At 72.7% G+C, this 17,694-nt stretch carries 14 protein-coding genes; 6 read left to right on the forward strand and 8 right to left on the reverse strand.

The genetic code is table 11. The annotated features are described in order from the left end of the window. Positions 1 to 12: 12 nt before the first annotated feature. From OHT76_RS04260 to lnt, 4 genes are all read right to left on the reverse strand, one after another. Positions 13 to 1,935, reverse strand: a complete 1,923-nt coding sequence (locus OHT76_RS04260) for a helix-turn-helix domain-containing protein (RefSeq protein WP_328869372.1) — start codon at positions 1,933 to 1,935, stop codon at positions 13 to 15. Positions 1,936 to 2,003: 68 nt separating this feature from the next. Further along, the gene (locus OHT76_RS04265; RefSeq protein ID WP_328869373.1) at positions 2,004 to 2,804 is read right to left on the reverse strand and encodes a 3-hydroxybutyrate dehydrogenase; all 801 of its coding nucleotides are present in this window, start codon (positions 2,802 to 2,804) and stop codon (positions 2,004 to 2,006) included. Positions 2,805 to 2,858: 54 nt separating this feature from the next. Beyond that, positions 2,859 to 3,338 (reverse strand): NUDIX hydrolase, encoded by a 480-nt coding sequence (locus OHT76_RS04270; RefSeq protein ID WP_328869374.1) that lies wholly within the window; start codon positions 3,336 to 3,338, stop codon positions 2,859 to 2,861. A 10-nt stretch (positions 3,339 to 3,348) separates the two neighbouring features. Then, a complete protein-coding gene (lnt, locus tag OHT76_RS04275) occupies positions 3,349 to 4,959 on the reverse strand; it encodes an apolipoprotein N-acyltransferase (protein WP_328869375.1) in 1,611 nt (536 codons plus the stop codon). A 224-nt stretch (positions 4,960 to 5,183) separates the two neighbouring features. Between lnt and OHT76_RS04280 the strand changes: the two genes are divergently transcribed. Beyond that, a complete protein-coding gene (locus OHT76_RS04280; protein ID WP_328869376.1) occupies positions 5,184 to 6,251 on the forward strand; it encodes an O-antigen ligase family protein in 1,068 nt (355 codons plus the stop codon). Between the two features lie 2 nt (positions 6,252 to 6,253). Here OHT76_RS04280 and OHT76_RS04285 read toward each other — a convergent pair whose 3' ends face one another. Both OHT76_RS04285 and OHT76_RS04290 read right to left on the reverse strand, forming a co-directional pair. After that, complete coding sequence (locus OHT76_RS04285) at positions 6,254 to 6,799, reverse strand: hypothetical protein (protein ID WP_328869377.1); 546 nt, start codon at positions 6,797 to 6,799, stop codon at positions 6,254 to 6,256. 88 nt (positions 6,800 to 6,887) lie between these two features. Then, positions 6,888 to 7,673: a glutamate racemase gene (locus OHT76_RS04290; protein WP_328869378.1), complete on the reverse strand. Its 786-nt coding sequence runs from the start codon at positions 7,671 to 7,673 to the stop codon at positions 6,888 to 6,890. Positions 7,674 to 7,712: 39 nt separating this feature from the next. On the opposite strand from OHT76_RS04290, the gene OHT76_RS04295 reads away from it, so the two are divergent. Then, complete coding sequence (locus OHT76_RS04295; RefSeq protein WP_328869379.1) at positions 7,713 to 8,894, forward strand: glycosyltransferase; 1,182 nt, start codon at positions 7,713 to 7,715, stop codon at positions 8,892 to 8,894. Here OHT76_RS04295 and OHT76_RS04300 read toward each other — a convergent pair whose 3' ends face one another. After that, on the reverse strand, positions 8,895 to 10,154 hold the full coding sequence (locus OHT76_RS04300) for a TerD family protein (RefSeq protein ID WP_328869380.1): 1,260 nt from the start codon (positions 10,152 to 10,154) through the stop codon (positions 8,895 to 8,897). A 300-nt stretch (positions 10,155 to 10,454) separates the two neighbouring features. Here OHT76_RS04300 and OHT76_RS04305 point away from each other — a divergent pair, with 300 nt between their 5' ends. The 4 genes from OHT76_RS04305 (at position 10,455) to OHT76_RS04320 (ending at position 15,114) form a co-directional block, all read left to right on the forward strand. After that, positions 10,455 to 10,883 carry a DUF6643 family protein gene (locus OHT76_RS04305; protein WP_328869381.1) on the forward strand — a complete coding sequence of 143 codons (429 nt, stop codon included), beginning with the start codon at positions 10,455 to 10,457 and terminating at the stop codon, positions 10,881 to 10,883. A gap of 42 nt (positions 10,884 to 10,925) precedes the next feature. Then, complete coding sequence (locus OHT76_RS04310; protein WP_328869382.1) at positions 10,926 to 11,753, forward strand: MOSC domain-containing protein; 828 nt, start codon at positions 10,926 to 10,928, stop codon at positions 11,751 to 11,753. Between the two features lie 161 nt (positions 11,754 to 11,914). Further along, positions 11,915 to 12,523: an Rv1733c family protein gene (locus tag OHT76_RS04315; protein WP_328869383.1), complete on the forward strand. Its 609-nt coding sequence runs from the start codon at positions 11,915 to 11,917 to the stop codon at positions 12,521 to 12,523. Positions 12,524 to 12,675: 152 nt separating this feature from the next. Beyond that, complete coding sequence (locus OHT76_RS04320; protein ID WP_328869384.1) at positions 12,676 to 15,114, forward strand: right-handed parallel beta-helix repeat-containing protein; 2,439 nt, start codon at positions 12,676 to 12,678, stop codon at positions 15,112 to 15,114. Here OHT76_RS04320 and OHT76_RS04325 read toward each other — a convergent pair. Beyond that, positions 15,084 to 17,417, reverse strand: coding sequence for a hypothetical protein (locus OHT76_RS04325; protein WP_328869385.1), 2,334 nt, complete (start codon positions 17,415 to 17,417; stop codon positions 15,084 to 15,086). The genes OHT76_RS04320 and OHT76_RS04325 overlap by 31 nt on opposite strands. Positions 17,418 to 17,694: the final 277 nt, after the last annotated feature.

Raw genomic sequence — 17,694 nt, forward strand, 5'->3', positions numbered from 1 at the left:
TTCCTGAACCGCTCACCCCGCCAGCCGGTGCAGCCGCAGCGCCAGCTGGATCTCCAGGGCGCGGGCCGGGCTCTGCCAGTCGTCGCCGAGCAGACGGCCGACGCGCTCCAGGCGCTGGGCGACCGTATTCACATGGACGTGCAGGTCGTCCTTGGTGCGGGCGGGGCTCATCCCGCTGGCGAAGTAGGCGTCGAGGGTGCGCACCAGATCGGTGCCGCGTCGTTCGTCGTAGGCCACGACCTGGCCGATGGTGCGCTCGACGAAGCCGGTGATGTCCCGGTCGCCGGCCAGCAGCAGTCCGACGAAGCCGAAGTCCTCGGCCGCGGCACCGTCCCCGCGGCGCCCGAGCAGCTGTAGGGCGTCCAGGCAGCGGCGGCCCTCCTCGTAGGCGGCGGCCACGGCGTCGGGGTAGGTGGCGAGGTCCTCGACCGGGGCGGAGGCGCCGACGGTGACCGGCTCGTGGACGGCGGTGCCCAGGTGGTGGGCGGTGCGGCGGGCGGTGTCGGTGGCGGTGTCGCCCGCTTCCAGGGGCAGCAGCAGGACAGTGCCGCCGTCCCGGGCCGCGGCCAGGCCGTGCCGGGTCGCGGCAAGATGCGAGGCGGCGGACCACAGGCGCCGACGGGCGTCGGCCTCCTGGTCTGCGCCTGCCGGGGGGCCGTCGAGGCGGGCGGCGAGGACCACATGGGTGGCGTCCAGGTCGGCCTCGAGCCGGGCGGCACGCTCGCGCAGCAGGCGCGGGTCGCGGTCACGTCCGTTCAACAGGTCGTCCAACAGCTCGCCGCGGACCCGCTGTTCGGCCTCGGCGGCCGAGCGCCGGGCGAGCAGCAGCAGCGAGGTGACCATGGCGGCGCGCTCCAGGGTGCGCTGGTCGACAGGGTCGAGTCCGGGGTGGCCGTGCAGCACGAGCGCGCCGAGGAGTTCACCGCCCGCGGCCACGGCCGCGATCCAGTCGTCCTGGTGCCGTACGGCGTGGCCTTCGGCGCGGGAGGTCTCCAACGCGCGGGCCGGGGCGCTCTCGGTGAACTCGACGGTGCCGTCGAGGACTTCGGCGACCGCGGCGGCCACGTCGTGTACTCCGCCGCCGCGCAGCACGAGTTCGGCGAGCCGGTCGTGGACGTCGGAGGCGCGCTCGATGACGCCGCTGCGGTCCCGGATGATCTCGTTGGCCCGCTCCAGATCCGCCAGGGCCGAGCGGGTCTCGGTGAGCAGGTTGGCGGTGTCGATGGCGGCCGCGGCCAGGGCGGCGAAGGAGCCCAGCACAGCGATCTGCTCCCGCTCGAAGACCCGGGCCCGCCGGTCCGCCGCGAACAGCACGCCGATGACGTGGTGCCCCAGCATCAGCGGCACCCCGCAGATCGCCACCAGGCCCTCGTCGCGCACACCGGAGTCGATGCTTTGGGTGTGCCGAAACCGGTCGTCCTGGAAGTAGTCGTCGGTGACATAGGGGCGCGCCGTCTGGGCGACGAGGCCGCCGAGCCCTTCCCCCATGCCGAGGCGCAGTTGCTGGAAGCGAGCGGCGACCGAGCCCTCGGTCACCCGCATATAGGTGTCGCCGCGCTTGGGGTCGTTCAGGCTGAGGTAGGCGACATCGGTGCCGAGCAGCGATCGGGCACGCTGCACGATCGCCTGGAGTACGGCGTCCAGGTCCCGCAGGCCCGCCAGGTCGTGCGCCGTCTCGAACAGCGCCGACAGTTCGGCCTCGCGTCGACGTCGTCCCTCCAGCTCCGAGCGGACCCGCAGCGCGAGCAGCTTCGCCGCCTCCAGCGCGGCGATCCGCTCGGCGGGCTGTCCCTCGGCGCGGGCGAGCAGCACCGGCTGCTCGTAGGCGTCGGCCGAGGCGCCTCGGGCCAGCAGTTCGAGGAACGGTGCCTGGGCACCGCCGTCCGGCGAAGGGCCGGCGGAGCGCTCTGCGGACTGCACGTGATCGCGGGACATGCTCACAGGATTCCTCATCACACCGCCACCGGGTCAGCCCCTGTGGACAACCCGGGGCGCGCGACCGCTCAGTGCGCCGTCCAGCCGCCGTCGAGAACGAGCGACGTGCCGGTCACGAAGGAGGCCTGCGGACTGCACAGATACGCCACCGCCTCGGCGACCTCGTCCGGCTCGATGAGCCGCTTGAGCGCGCTGTCCTGCAGCATGACGTCGGTCAGGACGCGCTCTTCGGGGATGCCGTGGGCCCGGGCCTGGTCGGCGATCTGCTTCTCGACCAGGGGGGTGCGCACATAGGAGGGGCACACACAGTTCGAGGTGACGCCATGGGGGGCGCCCTCCAGGGCGGCGGTCTTGGACAGACCCTCCAGTCCGTGCTTGGCGGACACATAGGCCGCCTTGTAGGCGGAGGCCCGCAGCCCGTGCACGGAGGACACATTGACGATACGGCCCCAGCCCTGGCCGTACATATGGGGCAGGGCGCCGCGGATGAGCCGGAACGGTGCCTCCAGCATCACGGTGAGCACCGTGTGGAAGACATCGGGCGGGAACTCCTCCAGAGGGCGCACCAGTTGCAGTCCGGCGTTGTTGACGAGGACGTCGGTGCCGGCCGCGGCGAGTTCGGCGGCGTCGAGGTCGGTGAGGTCGAGGGGGTGCGGCTCGACCGTGCCCGCGAGGCCCCGGCACTGCTCGGCGAGCGCCTCCAGGCCCGCGGCGTCCCGGTCGACCGCTCTGACCTTGGCCCCGGCGGCCGCGAGCCGAAGCGCACAGGCGCGGCCGATGCCACCGGCGGCGCCGGTGACAAGGGCGGTGCGGCCGCCGAGGTCGAGCGAGGGAGCGGGGGGTGCCGGGAAGGCGTTGGACGCGGTCATGCCCCGACCCTAGGCAGCGCTTGCGCCTCGACCCATGTGGTCAGCACCCATACTTCAGTCGGAAGTCGTGGTCTCGAACCATGTGGGTTCGTCGGACAGGGCCTGTTTGATCCGGAACAACTGGCGTTCGCCCATCGTGGGCAGCCCATCCACGTCGAACCAGCCGACCTGCAACGACTCGTCATCGTTCACACGCGCCTCGCCGCCGACGGCCCGGCAGCGAAAGGTGATGTCCATGAACTGGCACTTGTCGCCGTTGGGGTAGGCGACCTCTTTCCCGGACCGGACAAGGACGACGCGTTCGACGACGCAGTACACCCCCGTCTCCTCGTACACCTCCCGCACGGCAGCGGTCGCGGGCTGCTCACCGGGGTCCGGGATCCCCGAGATCACCGTCCACTGGTGGTTGTCCGCCCGCTGCCCCAGCAGGACCCGGCCTCCGTCGTCGAAGACAACGGCGCTCACTCCGGGCAGCCACAGCAGCTGGTTCCCGGCGGAGGCCCGGATCGTACGAATGAAGTCAGGTGTAGGCATGCCCTCGACCCTAACGGGCCGGTGCGGCCTGCCTCTTGCGCAAACCGGCGCCGATCGCCCAGCCGAGTCCGCCCGCGGCGACCAGCACCAGGGCGATCTCCGGCAGGATGCCGAGCCGTGTGGCGGGCGTCTGGGAGGAGCGCAGGGGCACCTTCTGCACCAGGGAGTCGGCCACGAACATGCCGGTCTTCTGGGTGATGGTGCCGTCCGGCATGATGATCGCGCTGACGCCGCTGGTCACCGGGACCGTGACGGTCCGGCTGTGCTCCACGGCCCGCACCCGGGACATGGCGAGCTGCTGGTAGGTCATCTCGCTGCGGTCGAAGGTGGCGTTGTTGCTCGGCACGGAGATCATCTGCGCGCCGTCGGTGACGGTGTCGCGCACCGCCCAGTCGAACGCGGCCTCGTAACAGGTGGCGAGGCCCACCTTGGTGCCGTCGATGGTGAACACACCCGGTGTGCTGCCCCGGCTGAAGTCCTGGCGGACCATCGACGTCCACTCGGAGTTGATCGCCCCGATCATCGACCGCAGCGGCAGGTACTCGCCGAACGGCTGGATCTGCCGCTTGTCGTACGTCTGGAGCGGTCCCTCGACCGGGTCCCACAGGATCTGCTCGTTGAGCAGCTTGCCGTCGCGTTCCACGACTCCGCCGACCGAGATCGGCACCCCGATGGCCTTGGCTGCCGTATCGATGACCACGCGCGCGTCGGGGTTGGCGAAGGGGTCGATGTCGGAGGAGTTCTCGGGCCACAACACGAAGTCGGGCTTGGCGACCTTGCCGGCCTTAATCTCGGCGGCCAGCCGCTCGGTCTCCCGCGCGTGGTAGTCGAGCACGGCCCGGCGCTGGGAGTTGAAGTCAAGACCCGCGCGCGGCACATTGCCCTGGATGACCGCCACGGTCACCGTGCCGTTCTCGGCCTTGTCGCTCACCAGCGGCCGGGCGGCCAGCGCACCGGCGAAGGGAACGGCGACGCTCAGCAGCGCCACAGCCGCGGCGGACCGCTGCACGGCCCGGGTGCGCCGCTGGTCCGCGGCGAGCCGGATCACCTCGCACAGGCCGAAGCCGCACAGGACGACCGCGAACCCGAGCACCGGGGTGCCGCCTACCGCGGCGAGCGGCAGGAAGACGCCGTCTGCCTGACCGAAGGCGATCTTGCCCCAGGGGAAGCCGCTGAACGGCGCACGCGCGCGTGCCGCCTCCCCGGCGATCCACAGGGCCGCGGCCCACACGGGCCAGCCCGGCAGCCGGGAGACCGCGGCGACGCCCGCGCCGACCAGCGCGACGAAGATCGCCTCGATGACGACCAGCGCGATCCAGGGACCGGGGCCGACCTCCACGCCCGTCCACACCAGCAGGGGCAGCAGGAAGCCCAGGCCGAAGAGGTAACCGAGACCGAGGCCCGCCTTCCAGCTGCGGCCGCGCAGCAACCAGCCGAACCCCGCGAAGGCCGGCACGGCCAGCCACCACACAGTGCGTGGCGGGAAGCTGACGTAGAGCAGCACTCCGAAGAGCGCCGCGGCGAGAGCCGGAAGCAGGCGCGCGAGCCACACCCGGCGCGGGGCGGGCGCGAGCGGATTCACCTGGTCCGACTCGTCCACGGAGGTTGCGGTGACGGTCACTGTGGGAGTGTACGGCGGTTGACCTTGGCACCGACAGCGCGGTCCAGGGGGCGGCGGCGCCCTGTGTGCCGCATCGTTCCTGCCCAAGACGTCCACAAATCGTCCATCAGCCGTTACGGTGTGCCGGAGCAAGTGTCGTACGAGCCGGTCAGGGCCGTGTCGTAACGTTTCGTCACGGTTGTGGGGGCGACCGGGTAGCGGGGGTCGGGGTGGGTGCCACGGGGATGACGTCTGCGGCCGGTTCTGAGGGCGCCAGAGACATCGGAGAAAGACGAAACGTTTCTGACGCGGCGGGCGTCGTGGTGCTCGGCGCCTGCGCCACCTGGTCCCTGGTCACGGCCGCGGTCCAGGACGGCCGGCCCGAGGGCGTCCTGCTCGCGATCCTGGCGGTCGCCGCCGGTTACGCGGCGGGCCGGATCGGCGGAACCCTGCTGCCGGTCGCCGTACCCTGCGCCGCGGCGCTGGCCGGAGTGGCCCTGACGGTCACCCTCCCCCGGCTCGGCCCGGACCCCGAGATCATCCCGCCGCTCGGCCACGCCGGTGCCACCGCCGCCCTGCTCACCCTCTCCGCGGGCGCCGCCTGCTGCGCCGCCTGGGCCACCACCACCCCTGCCCTGCGGCTCGCCCTGCGCCTGCTGGCCGCCGGCATCGCGGTGACCGCGGCCGCCCTCGGCTCCACCACCGGCTTCGTCGTCTGCTCCGCGGTGCTGCTGTGCTCCCTCGCCGCCGACCGAATGCCCCACCGCGGTGTCGGCATCGCCGGACTGGCCCTGACCACGGCCCTGGTGACCGGCCTGACCTGGGCGGTCGCCGGAAAGGCGGTGCCGGACGGGCTCACCGCGTCGCTGGAGGGCCAGCTGACCGGGCACCGTCTGGACCTGTGGCACGACGCCCTGGACCTGGCGCGCCAGGACGCCGCCCTGGGCGTGGGCCCGGGACGGTTCGGGGAGCTGAGCACGACGGCGACCAGCACCCTGCTCTCCGACGGCAAACCGCACTCGGCGCCCTTGCAGCAGGCCGCCGAGCAGGGAGTCGTCGGAGTGGTGCTGCTGGCGGCGGCGTTCGGCTGGGTGCTGTTCGCGCTCTGGCGGGCTCCCCGCCCGACCCCGGTCGTACTCACCGCGGGCGCGGCCCTGACGGGTCTCGCGGCGATCGCCGCGGTCGGCAACGCGCTCAGCTTCACCACGGTGTCCGTCGGCGCGGGACTCTTGGCCGGGCTGGCCACGGCCCGCCCGATGCCCGACGCGTCAGCCGCCGACGTGCCGGAGGCACGCCCCCACCGCGCCGTGTGAGCTCAGTGCGCCGCGCCGGGAGTGCCCGCGCGCAGCCGGTCCCTGATCACCCGCACCGCGGCCTCGGCGTCGTCCACGGTGATCGTGAACGTATGCCCGTCCCACAGCCGCAGCACCACACCCTCACCACGCCGTACGACGACCGCGGTGCCCTTCTCGGGCCGCCAGCGGTAGCCCCAGCCGCCCCAGTGGCGCGGGGTCACCAGCGGGTCGAAGTCCGCGCCCGCGACATGCGACAGCGGGATACGGCGGCGCGGCACACCCATGTGGCCGCAGCGCACCTCGAGGCACTCCTTGTCGACCTTCAGGGCGACATGCACGAACGCCAGGGTGCCGAAGAGCACCAGCAGGCCCGCCGCGATGCAGCCGACGACGGCCATCGCGAGCGGGGCGACGCCGGAGGTCCAGGCCGAGTCGACGGCCAGCTCGATGCCGAGCGCCATGCAGGCGGCACCGACCAGCGCCAGCAGCCATTGGACGCGGTTGGTGGCGCGTCCGGTCCAGACGTCGGGGTGCGGCGCGTGTTCGCCCTGGGGGTGCTCCCTCATGGCAATGAGGTTACTCAGGTTTCGCTGCGCGGGTACCTCGTTGCGCAGGGTGACTGGTCCGGGTGGGCGTCCTTCTGCCGGCCGTCGGTCACCGAGTCGGGGTGACCGTCCGGAGCAGTTGGCCTTCCTCGTAGGCCAGGGCGGGCTCGGGCAGGGTGCCCTCGCGTCCGCTCAGCAGCACCGTGAGGCTGCCGCTGACGTCGGCCTCGGGCGCGGGTTGCGCGCCGATCCGGCGCAGCGCCTGGGCGGCGACCGCTCCGGCGGAGCCGTGCAGGACGAGCGGCGGCAGGCCGGGGCGCTGCACGGCGGCGCGGATGCGCTCGGCGACCAGCTCGTAATGGGTGCAGCCCAGGACGACCGTCGTCACGTCGTCGGGGGTCAGGGCGGCGGCCGCGGCGACGGAAGCGGCGATGGCGTCCTCGTCCGCGTGCTCCACGGCCTCGGCGAGCCCGAAGCAGGGCACCTCGGTGACCGTCACACCGTCGGCGAAGTCCTCGATGAGGCCCCGCTGGTAGGCGCTGCCGGTGGTGGCGGGCGTCGCCCAGATCGCGACGGGTCCGCCGCCGGCCGCGGCCGGCTTGATCGCGGGGACCGTACCGACGACCGGAATGGCCGGTTCCAGGCGGGTGCGCAGGGTGGGCAGCGCGTGCACGGTCGCGGTGTTGCAGCCGATGATCAGGGCGTCGGGCCGGTGCGCCGCGGCGGCCTCGGCGACGCCGACGGCGCGCTGGATGAGGTCCTCGAGGGTCCGCTGACCCCAGGGCATGCCGTCCGGGTCCAGGGAGAGGACGAGATCTGCGTCGGGCCGCAGCCGTCGTACCGCGGCCGTGGCCGCCAGCAAGCCGATTCCGGAGTCCATCAGCGCGATCTTCACCCGGCCACGATAGACGATGGCCCCTTGCGGGCCCCTCCCGTGGGGCAGACTGCGCGAGTGAGCGCCTTCGTGTGGATCGCCGTCGGATCACTCGCCGCCTGGCTGTGGCTGCTGCTCTGTCAGGGCTTCTTCTGGCGCACCGACATCCGGCTGCCGCCCCGGCGCGAACCACGCGCGTGGCCGTCCGTCTGTGTCGTCGTACCCGCGCGTGACGAGGCGGCCGTGCTGCCCGACAGCCTGCCCTCGCTGCTCGCCCAGGACTATCCAGGGCGGGCCGAGATCTTCCTCGTCGACGACGGAAGCTCCGACGGCACCGGGCAACTGGCCCGCGAGCTCGCCGAGCGGCACGGCGGACTGCCGCTGACCGTCACCTCCCCCGGTGAACCACCGGCGGGCTGGACCGGCAAGCTGTGGGCGGTGCACCACGGCATCGGCCTGGCACGCGCGCGTGCACCCGAATATCTGCTGCTGACGGACGCCGACATCGCGCACGCGCCCGACAGCCTCAGACAGCTCGTCGCGGCGTCGGACACCGGCGGCTTCGACGCAGTCTCGCTGATGGCCCGGCTGCGGGTGGAGAGCGTCTGGGAGCGGCTGGTCGTGCCCGCCTTCGTCTACTTCTTCGCGCAGCTGTATCCCTTCCGCCGGATCGGAAAGAAGGGGACACGCACCGCGGCCGCGGCGGGCGGCTGCGTCCTGCTGCGCACGGAGGCGGCCGAGCGGGCCCGGATCCCGGACGCCATCCGGCACGCGGTCATCGACGACGTGGCGCTGGCCCGGGCCGTGAAGAGCGGCGGCGGGCACATCTGGCTCGGTCTCGCCGACCGGGTGGACAGCGTGCGGCCGTATCCGCGCCTGCACGACCTGTGGCGGATGGTCTCCCGCAGCGCGTACGCGCAACTGCGCCACAACCCGCTGCTGCTCGTCGGTACGGTCGCCGGGCTCGCGCTCGTCTACCTGGTGCCTCCGGTGGCCCTGGTGGCGGGGGATGCGACGGCGGCGACGGCCGGTGGGCTCGCGTGGCTGGTGATGACCGGGACGTACCTGCCGATGCTCCGCTACTACCGGCAGCCGCTGTGGCTCGCTCCCCTGCTGCCGTTCACCGCGTTCCTGTATCTGCTGATGACGGTCGACTCCGCGCTGCAGCACTACCGGGGGCGCGGTGCGGCCTGGAAGGGCCGCACCTACACCCGCCCGGATGCCGTGCCCGACGAGGGCTGACTACTTGCGTCCTGGCGTCCAGTTCATGCCCCAGCCGTACGCGTAGTCGACCGTCCGCTGCGGGCTCACGCCACGCTCGGGCACCAGATAGCGGGCCTCGCGCTGGACGACGAGATCGCTTCCGGTGTTGGTGATCAGGGCCAGCGCGCACACCGTCGAGGGGACCGTGCACTCGTCGAGCGAGAAGTCGACCGGGGCGCCGAACTGGGGCGTGAGGGTGACCGTGGCGTGCAGGTCGGCGAAGGAGCGCGCCCCTTCGTAGATGGTCACGAAGACCAGGATGCGCCTGAAGGCCCGCTGCTGGTCCAGGTTGACGGTGAGGTTCTCGCCGGTGGACACGGCTCCGGTGCGGTCGTCGCCGTCGAGGTGGATGTACGGCGGCTGGTGCAGGGAGCCGTAGGCGTTGCCGAGGGCCTGGACGACGCCCTTGCTGCCGTCGGTGAGCTCGTACAGGGCGCACAGGTCGAGGTCGAGGTCGTTGTGCATGGCGACCGGGCGGCCCAGCTTGCTCGCCCAGCCGGAGAACTGCTTGCGCACCTCCCAGTTGAGGTTCACACGCAACGCGCCCGAGGTGCCACCCTGCTTGGTCAGCGAGACCGCGGGGGCCGCCTTGGTGAGCGTCACCTTGCTGAGGCTGACCGGGGGTGCCTGGGGCGGGGGCGGGGCGGCCGGCGGCATCGCGGGCGGCGGAGGCATCGTCACGGCGGGGGTGACGGGCGGTGCGGCGGGGGCCGCCTGCTGGGGCTCGTCCACCGTGATCCCGTAGTCGGTGGCCAGGCCCTCCAGGCCGCTGCTGTAGCCCTGGCCGACGGCGCGGAACTTCCACGCGCCCTGCCGGCGGTAGAACTCGCCCAGCACGAAGGCCGTTTCGACGGTGGCACCGGTGCTGTCGAAGCGGGCGACCGAAGTGCCCTGGGCGGCGTCCTTGACCTCGATGGCGAGATCGGGGACCTGGCCGAAGGAGCCGCCGTCCGAGGAGGCGGCGAGGATGACCGTCTCGATCGCGGGCTCCACGCGCGCGAGGTCGACCAGCAGGCTGTCGGTCACCCGGCCGCCGGCGTCCCGCTTGCCCTCGTGCCGGACCGCGCCCGAGGCGTGCACGGCCTGGTTGTAGAAGACGAAGTCCGCGTCGGAGCGGACCTTCCCGCCGACCAGCAGCAGCGCCGAGGCGTCCGCGTCCGGCACCCCCGGCCCGGAACGCCAGCCCAATTCGACGCGAAGCGCCGTCGTCGGCACCGGAACATTCGATCCTTTCGGCATTGACATGTCCGCCCCCATCACGTGTCAGCGCGCCAGGTCACACCCCGGCTGGTCCATTCGGTTCTGTACAGGGTCAACCTATTCCCCGCGCGCGGGGAACATCCACGAGAGGCCCGCGAAGATCGCTGGCCAACCGCCGGTAACCCGCCAGGAACTTGGCCTTTACAGGATCAGAAGGCCATTCGGCGCCCTTTTTTGCCAAGTTCGCTCGCATTGGGGATCCCACGTCACCGCGGACACGGAAAACAACCCTCTTATCGGTCTCCCCAACCAGCACATCGTGGGCTTAACTTATGTGCCATGACCTCCCCCCGCTCCACCTATGGCGGCGGCTACTACTCCGCCTCCTTCCCGGACACCCCGATCTACGACTCCCTCGTCGCCGAGCGGGGTACCCCGCAGATCGCCCCGATCCGGGTTCCCGCCGCCTACGACGCCCCGGGCAGCCACCTGCCCGCGCTGCCGTCGGCACTGCCGGCCCTCCCGGCCGCACCGTCCCAGCCCTCCTACGGCTACCCGCATGCGCAGCAGCCCGCGCCGCTGCAGCAGGCCCCCGCGGCGTACATCCCGCAGCAGGCGGCCGCGCCCCGCGGTTATCCCGGTCCGCAGCCCCAGCAGCCGCGCCCGGCGGCTCCCCAGGGCTACGAGGCGATGCGTCCCGCGGCGCCCCGGCCCGCGGCGCCGGTGTACCAGGACCCGTACAACAACCAGCAGTACCGCGGCTACTGAGCCGTTCCCCGGCCGGTCGGTGCCACCTGGCACGATGACCCCATGGGGAATACGCGACTGCAGTCGATACACGTTCATCCGGTCAAGGCGTTCCGGGGCACCGCGCCCCGGGAGGCCGTCGTGGAGCCCTGGGGGCTGACCGGTGACCGTCGCTGGATGCTGATCGACGACGGGGGAAAGGTCGTCACACAACGCCAGCAACCACGCCTCGCGTTGGCCGCCGCCGAGCTTCTGCCCGGCGGCGGCCTTCGGCTGTCCGCGCCGGGGATGGACCCGCTGACCGTTCCGGTGCCCAGGCCTGCCGCGACCGTCACCGTGGAGATCTTCAGCGACAAGGTCGAGGCCGTGCCCGCCGAGGACGCCGCCGTGCACGCCTGGTCCAGCGCCTACCTCGGCATTGACGTACGCCTCGTGCACATGGACGACCCGGCCACGCGTCGGCCCGTCGACCCGGACTACGCACTGCCCGGTGAGACCGTCAGCTTCGCCGACGGCTACCCGCTGCTGCTCGCCTCGACCGCCTCCCTCGACGCCCTCAACTCCCTGATCGCCGAGGGCCGGCACGCGGACGAGGGTCCGCTGCCCATGAACCGCTTCCGGCCGAACGTCGTCGTGTCCGGCACCACTGCCTGGGCCGAGGACGACTGGTCCCGCCTCGCCATCGGCGAGGTCGCCTTCCGCGTCGCCAAGATGTGCGGACGGTGCGTCGTCACCACCACCGACCAGGGCACCGCCGGGCGGGGCAAGGAGCCCCTGCACACCCTCGGACGGCACCGCCGCATCGGCGGCAAGCTCGTCTTCGGGCAGAACCTGGTGCCGCTGACCGGCGGCACGATCCGGGTCGGGGATCCGGTCGAGATCCTCGCCTGACCCCTTCGGCGGGAACCCCGGGCACCGGCCTGCGCGTTGAGCGTTTCGCGAGTAGTTCATGAGATTCTCGGGCGCAGGTGATTTCGCTCTCTCTTCGGCCGAGATCGCGCGTGAGCGGCTCCCCGGGGGGTTATCACGGAGCGGGAAGGGGGTGCGGGAGAGTGCGAGCGATCAGCGGGCTGTGGCGCTGGCAGCACAACCCACTGCGCCGGGCGACCGATCTGGCCGAGGCCTGGGTGGCGCTGACCGCCCTGCTGCTCATCCTCGTCCTGGCCCCCGTGGCCGCCACCGCCGTCGGCACCCTCGCGCAGGACGCGCTGCAGGAGTCGGTGCGCGAACAGCGCGCCTCCCGGCACCTGGTGACCGCCACCGTCGCCGACACCCTGGGCGACTCCCCGCTGGAGACCGACCCCGAGACCGCCGCCTCCGGCCGGGAGGTCCGCACCCGCGTGCTGGCCGACTGGACCGCCCCGGACGGCACCCGGCGGCACGGCGCGGTCACGGCACGGATCGACGACCCGCAGCCCGGCGACCGCTTCACGATCTGGACGGACCGTCAGGGCCGCCTGGCGGCCCGCCCGCTGGACTCCGCGACCGCCACCACCCATGCCGTGCTGGCCGCCTTCGGCGCGGCTCTGCTGGTCATAGGCATGGTCGAGTGCGGCAGACGGCTGATCGTCTGGCGCATGGTCCGTCGCCGGTACGCCCGTTGGGACCAGGCCTGGGACCGGGCGGGACCGGACTGGGGCCGCACCGGCGCCGGCAGCTGACCGCCTTCCGCCTCTGGTCAACCCGAGACCTGCGCGCACGCTACGGTGGACCGGCCGAGTCTTCGGCGACGACCCGCGCGAGCAGGGGTGGCCGACGCGCCCCGAAGGCGAACGAGCCATCAGTACGACCGAGGTGGGGGCACAGCAACGCCATGGCACAGGGCACGGTCCAGGTGACGCACACCGGCACATCGCGGTGGCGGCGCCGCACGGGTGAGTACGCATCGCTCGCCGCAGCGCTTCAGGCCGCGGCCGACGGCGACGTCCTCACCGTCGCGCCCGGCACCTACCGGGAGAACCTCGTCGTCGAGCGGCCGGTGACCCTGCGCGGACCCGAGGGCTCCCCCGGCTCGGTGCGGATCGCTCCCCTGGACGGTGTGCCGCTGACCGTGCGCGCCTCGGCGGTGATCCAGGACCTGCATGTGGAGGGCCAGGACTCGGCCGCGCCCGCCCTGCTGGTCGAGGACGGCGCGCCGGAGCTGGTGGACATCCGTGTCGTCACCCGTTCCGCGGCCGGTATCGAGGTGCGCGGCGCCGCCCGGCCGACCGTGCGGCGCTGCACCGTCGACAACCCCGCGGGCATCGGCATCGCCGTACTCGACGGCGGGGGCGGCGTGTTCGAGGAGTGCGAGGTCGTCTCGGCCGGCCAGTCCGGGATCGCGGTGCGCGGCGGGGCCCACCCCCGTCTGGAGCGCTGCCGGGTGCATCACACCTCGGGCGCGGGCCTGACCGCGACCGGGGAGAACTCCGCGCTGGAAGCGGTCGGTTGCGAGATCTACGAGGTCCGCGGCAGCGGGGTGCAGATCACCGGCCGGGCCACCGCACACCTCACCGACTGCGATGTGCACCGCACCACGGCGGACGGGGTCACCCTCGACACGGACGCCGTGCTGACCCTCGCCGACTGCCGTATCCACGACATCCCGGAGAACGCGGTCGATCTGCGGTCCCGTTCCGTGCTCACCCTGACCCGTACGACGGTGCGGCAGTTCGGGCGCAACGGCCTGTCGGTGTGGGACCCGGGCACGCGCGTGGACGCCAACCAGTGCGAGATCTTCGACAGTACCGGCGACTACCCGGCCGTCTGGGTCAGCGACGGCGCCACCGCCGTACTGGACTCCTGCCGGGTGCACGACGTGCCGGACGCCCTGTTCGTCCTCGACCGGGGCTCGCGCGCGGATGTCGTCGACAGCGACCTCTCCCAGGTACGCAACACGGCCGTGTCGGTCAGCGACGGCGCCACCGCCCAGCTCGACGACTGCCGGATCCGGGACGCGGCCACCGGCGCCTGGTTCCGCGATCACGGCAGCGGCGGCACCCTCGCCAACTGCACGCTGGACGGCGTGCAGACCGGCGTGATCGTCACCAAGGGCGCCGACCCCACCATCGAGCGCTGCACGGTCGACTCCCCCGCGGAGGCCGGCTTCTACGTCTCCGCGGGCGGCCGAGGCAGCTTCCTGAACTGCCGGGTCACGGGCAGCGCGGGCTACGGCTTCCATGTGCTCGACGGCTGCCGGACGACGCTCAAGAAGTGTCGTACGGAGCGCTGTGCGCGTGGGGGTTACGAGTTCGCGGACGGCGGCGCCGACGCGGGCTCCGGGACCGGGCCCGTGGTGGAGGAGTGCACGAGCGACGAGAGCGCCGGGCTGCGGCAGCCGAACGCGCCCCGCGAGCCGGCCGTGCAGACGGCAAGTCAGTCGCCGGGCCTGCTCGGCGCGATCCCCGGCCAGCGGGCCACCGAACAGGAGCCGCTGATCGCCCCGGTGGCGCCGGAGCCGTCACGGACCTCCAAGGCTGTCCTTGGTGAACTGGACGCGCTGGTGGGCCTGGACAGCGTCAAGCGCGAGGTGCGCGCGCTCACCGACATGATCGAGGTGGGCCGGCGCCGCCAGCAGGCGGGCCTGAAGGCCGCCTCCGTCAAGCGGCATCTGGTCTTCACCGGCTCCCCCGGCACCGGCAAGACGACCGTCGCCCGGCTCTACGGCGAGATCCTCGCCTCCCTCGGCGTCCTGGAGAAGGGCCATCTCGTCGAGGTGTCCCGGGTCGATCTGGTCGGCGAGCACATCGGCTCCACGGCGATCCGCACCCAGGAGGCCTTCGACAAGGCCCGCGGCGGGGTGCTGTTCATCGACGAGGCGTACGCGCTCTCACCGGAGGACTCCGGCCGGGACTTCGGCAAGGAGGCCATCGACACGCTGGTGAAGCTGATGGAGGACCACCGGGACGCGGTGGTGGTGATCGTCGCGGGCTATACGGCGGAGATGGAACGGTTCCTTTCCATCAACCCCGGTGTGGCCTCCCGCTTCTCACGGACCATCACCTTCTGCGACTACAACCCCGAGGAACTGCTGCGGATCGTGGAGCAGCAGGCCGAGGAGCACGAGTACCGGCTGGCGCAGGGCGCCGCCGAGGCCCTGCTGAAGTACTTCACGGCGCTCCCCAAGGGTCCTGCGTTCGGCAACGGCCGCACCGCGCGGCAGACCTTCGAGGCGATGGTGGAGGCGCACGCGAGCCGGGTCGCCCAGCTGGAGGAGCCCAGCACGGACGACCTGACGCTGCTCTACGCGGAGGACCTGCCCGGGTCGTCCTGAGCGCGCGGGGCGGGCAGGCCGGGCCGCAGGCGGGCCAGCAGGCGTTCGCGTTCCTCGGCGAAGGCCGGGTCCGCCTGGTAGTCGGAGTGGCCGAGGATCGGCGCGGGCAGGGGATGCAGTTCGGTGCGGCCGTAGGCGAGGGGGTCCTTGAGGGCCTCGCGGTCCACCTCGGGGCCGCACTCGCCGGGCAGCAGGACGGGGCCGCCGATCGGGTCGGTGGGCCGGTGCAGATTGCGCCAGCAGTCCACGTCGTGGTGCAGGGCGCTGAGCGCGGCCGGGCCGAAGTGGGCGGGGAACCAGCGGCCGTAGAGGCGCTCCAGGGGTGAGCCGTAGGTCAGCAGGGCGACGCGTTTGCGGACGGACGGTTTCAGCTGCCAGGCGGCCGCCGCGGCGAGGACGCTGCCCTGCGAGTGACCGGACACGACGAGCCGTCCGCCCGTGGCCTTTGTCCAGCTCGCCATCCGCCAGGTCAGGTCGGGCACCGCGCGCTCGGCGTAGCAGGGCGGGGCGAAGGGGTGGGCGGCGCGCGGCCAGAAGGTGCCGACGTCCCAGAGGATGCCGATGGTGCGGCGGGCGGAGGCGTCCTTGTAGGCGCGCCGGCCCCAGGTGACGAACAGTATGAAGCCGAGGCCGATCAGCCAGGAGCCGAGCGCCTGGGCGGTCTCGGCGCCGCCCTGGACGAAGGCGTGCGCGGGCTCGGAGGCCTCGGCCGGGGTCTTGTCCGTGGTCAGCGCGCCCACCAGGGCTCCCGCACCCAGCAACAGGGTCGCGGTGGAGACGACACCCACGAGGAGCGGGCCCCGGTCGGTGAGGGTCGCCATCGCGCGCGTGCGGGCGATACGGCGGCTGCGAGTGCTGTCCTTGGGCTCACCCTGGTAGTCGCGATCCACCGTGGCCCGTTCGATGCGGGCGAGCCGCGCCGTGCGCCAGCCGAGCCAGCCGCACAGCAGCAGGACCAGGACGAGCAGCGGTGGGATCACGGAGGCCTGCCAGGTCAGCAGCACCGGCGGACCGGGGATCGACGCGCGCGTGCCGTCCAGCCAGTCGGCCACGCGCTGGGCGACGCCGCCCGACATCACTCCGCCCAGGGCGCAGGCCAGCATCGCGACGGCCGGCCCGCCCAGGCCCCGCATCACGGCACGGCGATCGGGGTGGGTGCGATGCAGGGCGTAGGCGATCACACCGAGGACGATCACGAGCAGGCCCTGGACGAAGGCGAGGGCGCCGAAGGTGGCGTCGCCGGGGAGTCGGCCGCTCGACGTCCACTCCCGCCGCTGCCAGGCGGCGTAGAGCAGGGTGAGGGCCAGCAGGGCGAGCGAGGCGAGCGGCAGGCGCCGTACGAGATGGTCGTCGAGCTGCTGGTCGAGGCGGTGCTCGCTGCGGCCCCGGCGGCAGACCACCCAGACCACGACGGCCGCCGCCACCAGGAGCACCGCTTCCAGGAGGCGGCCGAGGGCATCCAGGGCCGTGGGACCGCCGGAGTCGTGGTCGAAGCGGGCCGCGGGCAGGCCGGTCGCGGCGGCGACCGTCAGCAGGCCCGCCGCGGTGTGCGCGGCGCGCAGGCGGGCGACCAGGCGGCGGCCGTACCAGAAGCCGGGGCGGCCAAGCGCGGTGCGGTCGGTGTCCTCGTCGGGCTCCCGGCCGCGGGTCAGCGGCTCCTGGGACTCGTACGCGCTCCAGGTGCGGTGGGAGAGATACCAGAGCAGGCCGGTGAGGGCGAGCGGCACCAGCGCGGCGAGGGCGAGGCGGCGGCCGGGCAGGCTCCACCAGCCGGAGTCGGAGGCCTCGGGCGACAGGAAGCCCAGCCAGGAGTGCCGCTCGGCGCACGCGCGGGTGCCCGCGCATTGCCAGGCGGTCAGATCGAGGGCCACCTCGCAGGCCGCCGCGACGAGCAGCACCGTCAGGGACAGTCCGGCGAGCCGCACCAGCAGGCCGTAGAGGCGGACCGTGCGGACCCGGCCGCGGGCGCTGGGGCGCATCCAGTGGGCGAGGTTGACCACCATGAACGGCAGCAGCAACAGCCACAGGGCGCGGGCGCCGTTGCCCGAGGTGAGGTTGCACCAGACGTAGGCCTCGGGGACCGGTCGGTCACGGTAGTCGTCGGGGCGGGACTCGGCGTCGACGTCATCAGCGCGCCGGAAGACGGCCGCGGTGTCGTCGCCGGTGATCCGCTCCGTGCGGGGATCGCCGAGCATGTCCTCGGGCGTGGTGCCACCCACCCCGTGGACCAGAAGCTCCAGGGCGATGTTCGCTTCCTCCGGCCGCGCCGCGGCGGCCGAGGCACGTTCTGGCGCGCGCTCCACTGTTCGCACTTCCCCCGTGACGAGCCGTCGGCTTGTGTCCGTGCGGGCACCAGGATCTCCGCTCGGCGGGCGGCTCACACCCCTCGTCACGGAATCTCCCCGATCCGGGTGACAGGTGAGGTGCGGGTGACATGCGCGCGTCGGGCCGGTCGGTGGCGCATGCCGTGCGACGGCGTGCAAGGATGAGACGTCCGTGCACCGGAACGGGGAGAACATCCTTGTCGCAGCGGGTGCACAGGGCGGGTCGAACAGCTTGAGGCGAAAGGAACCGGAGCGT

The sequence above is a fragment of the Streptomyces sp. NBC_00287 genome (genome assembly GCF_036173105.1).
Lineage (GTDB): Bacteria > Actinomycetota > Actinomycetes > Streptomycetales > Streptomycetaceae > Streptomyces.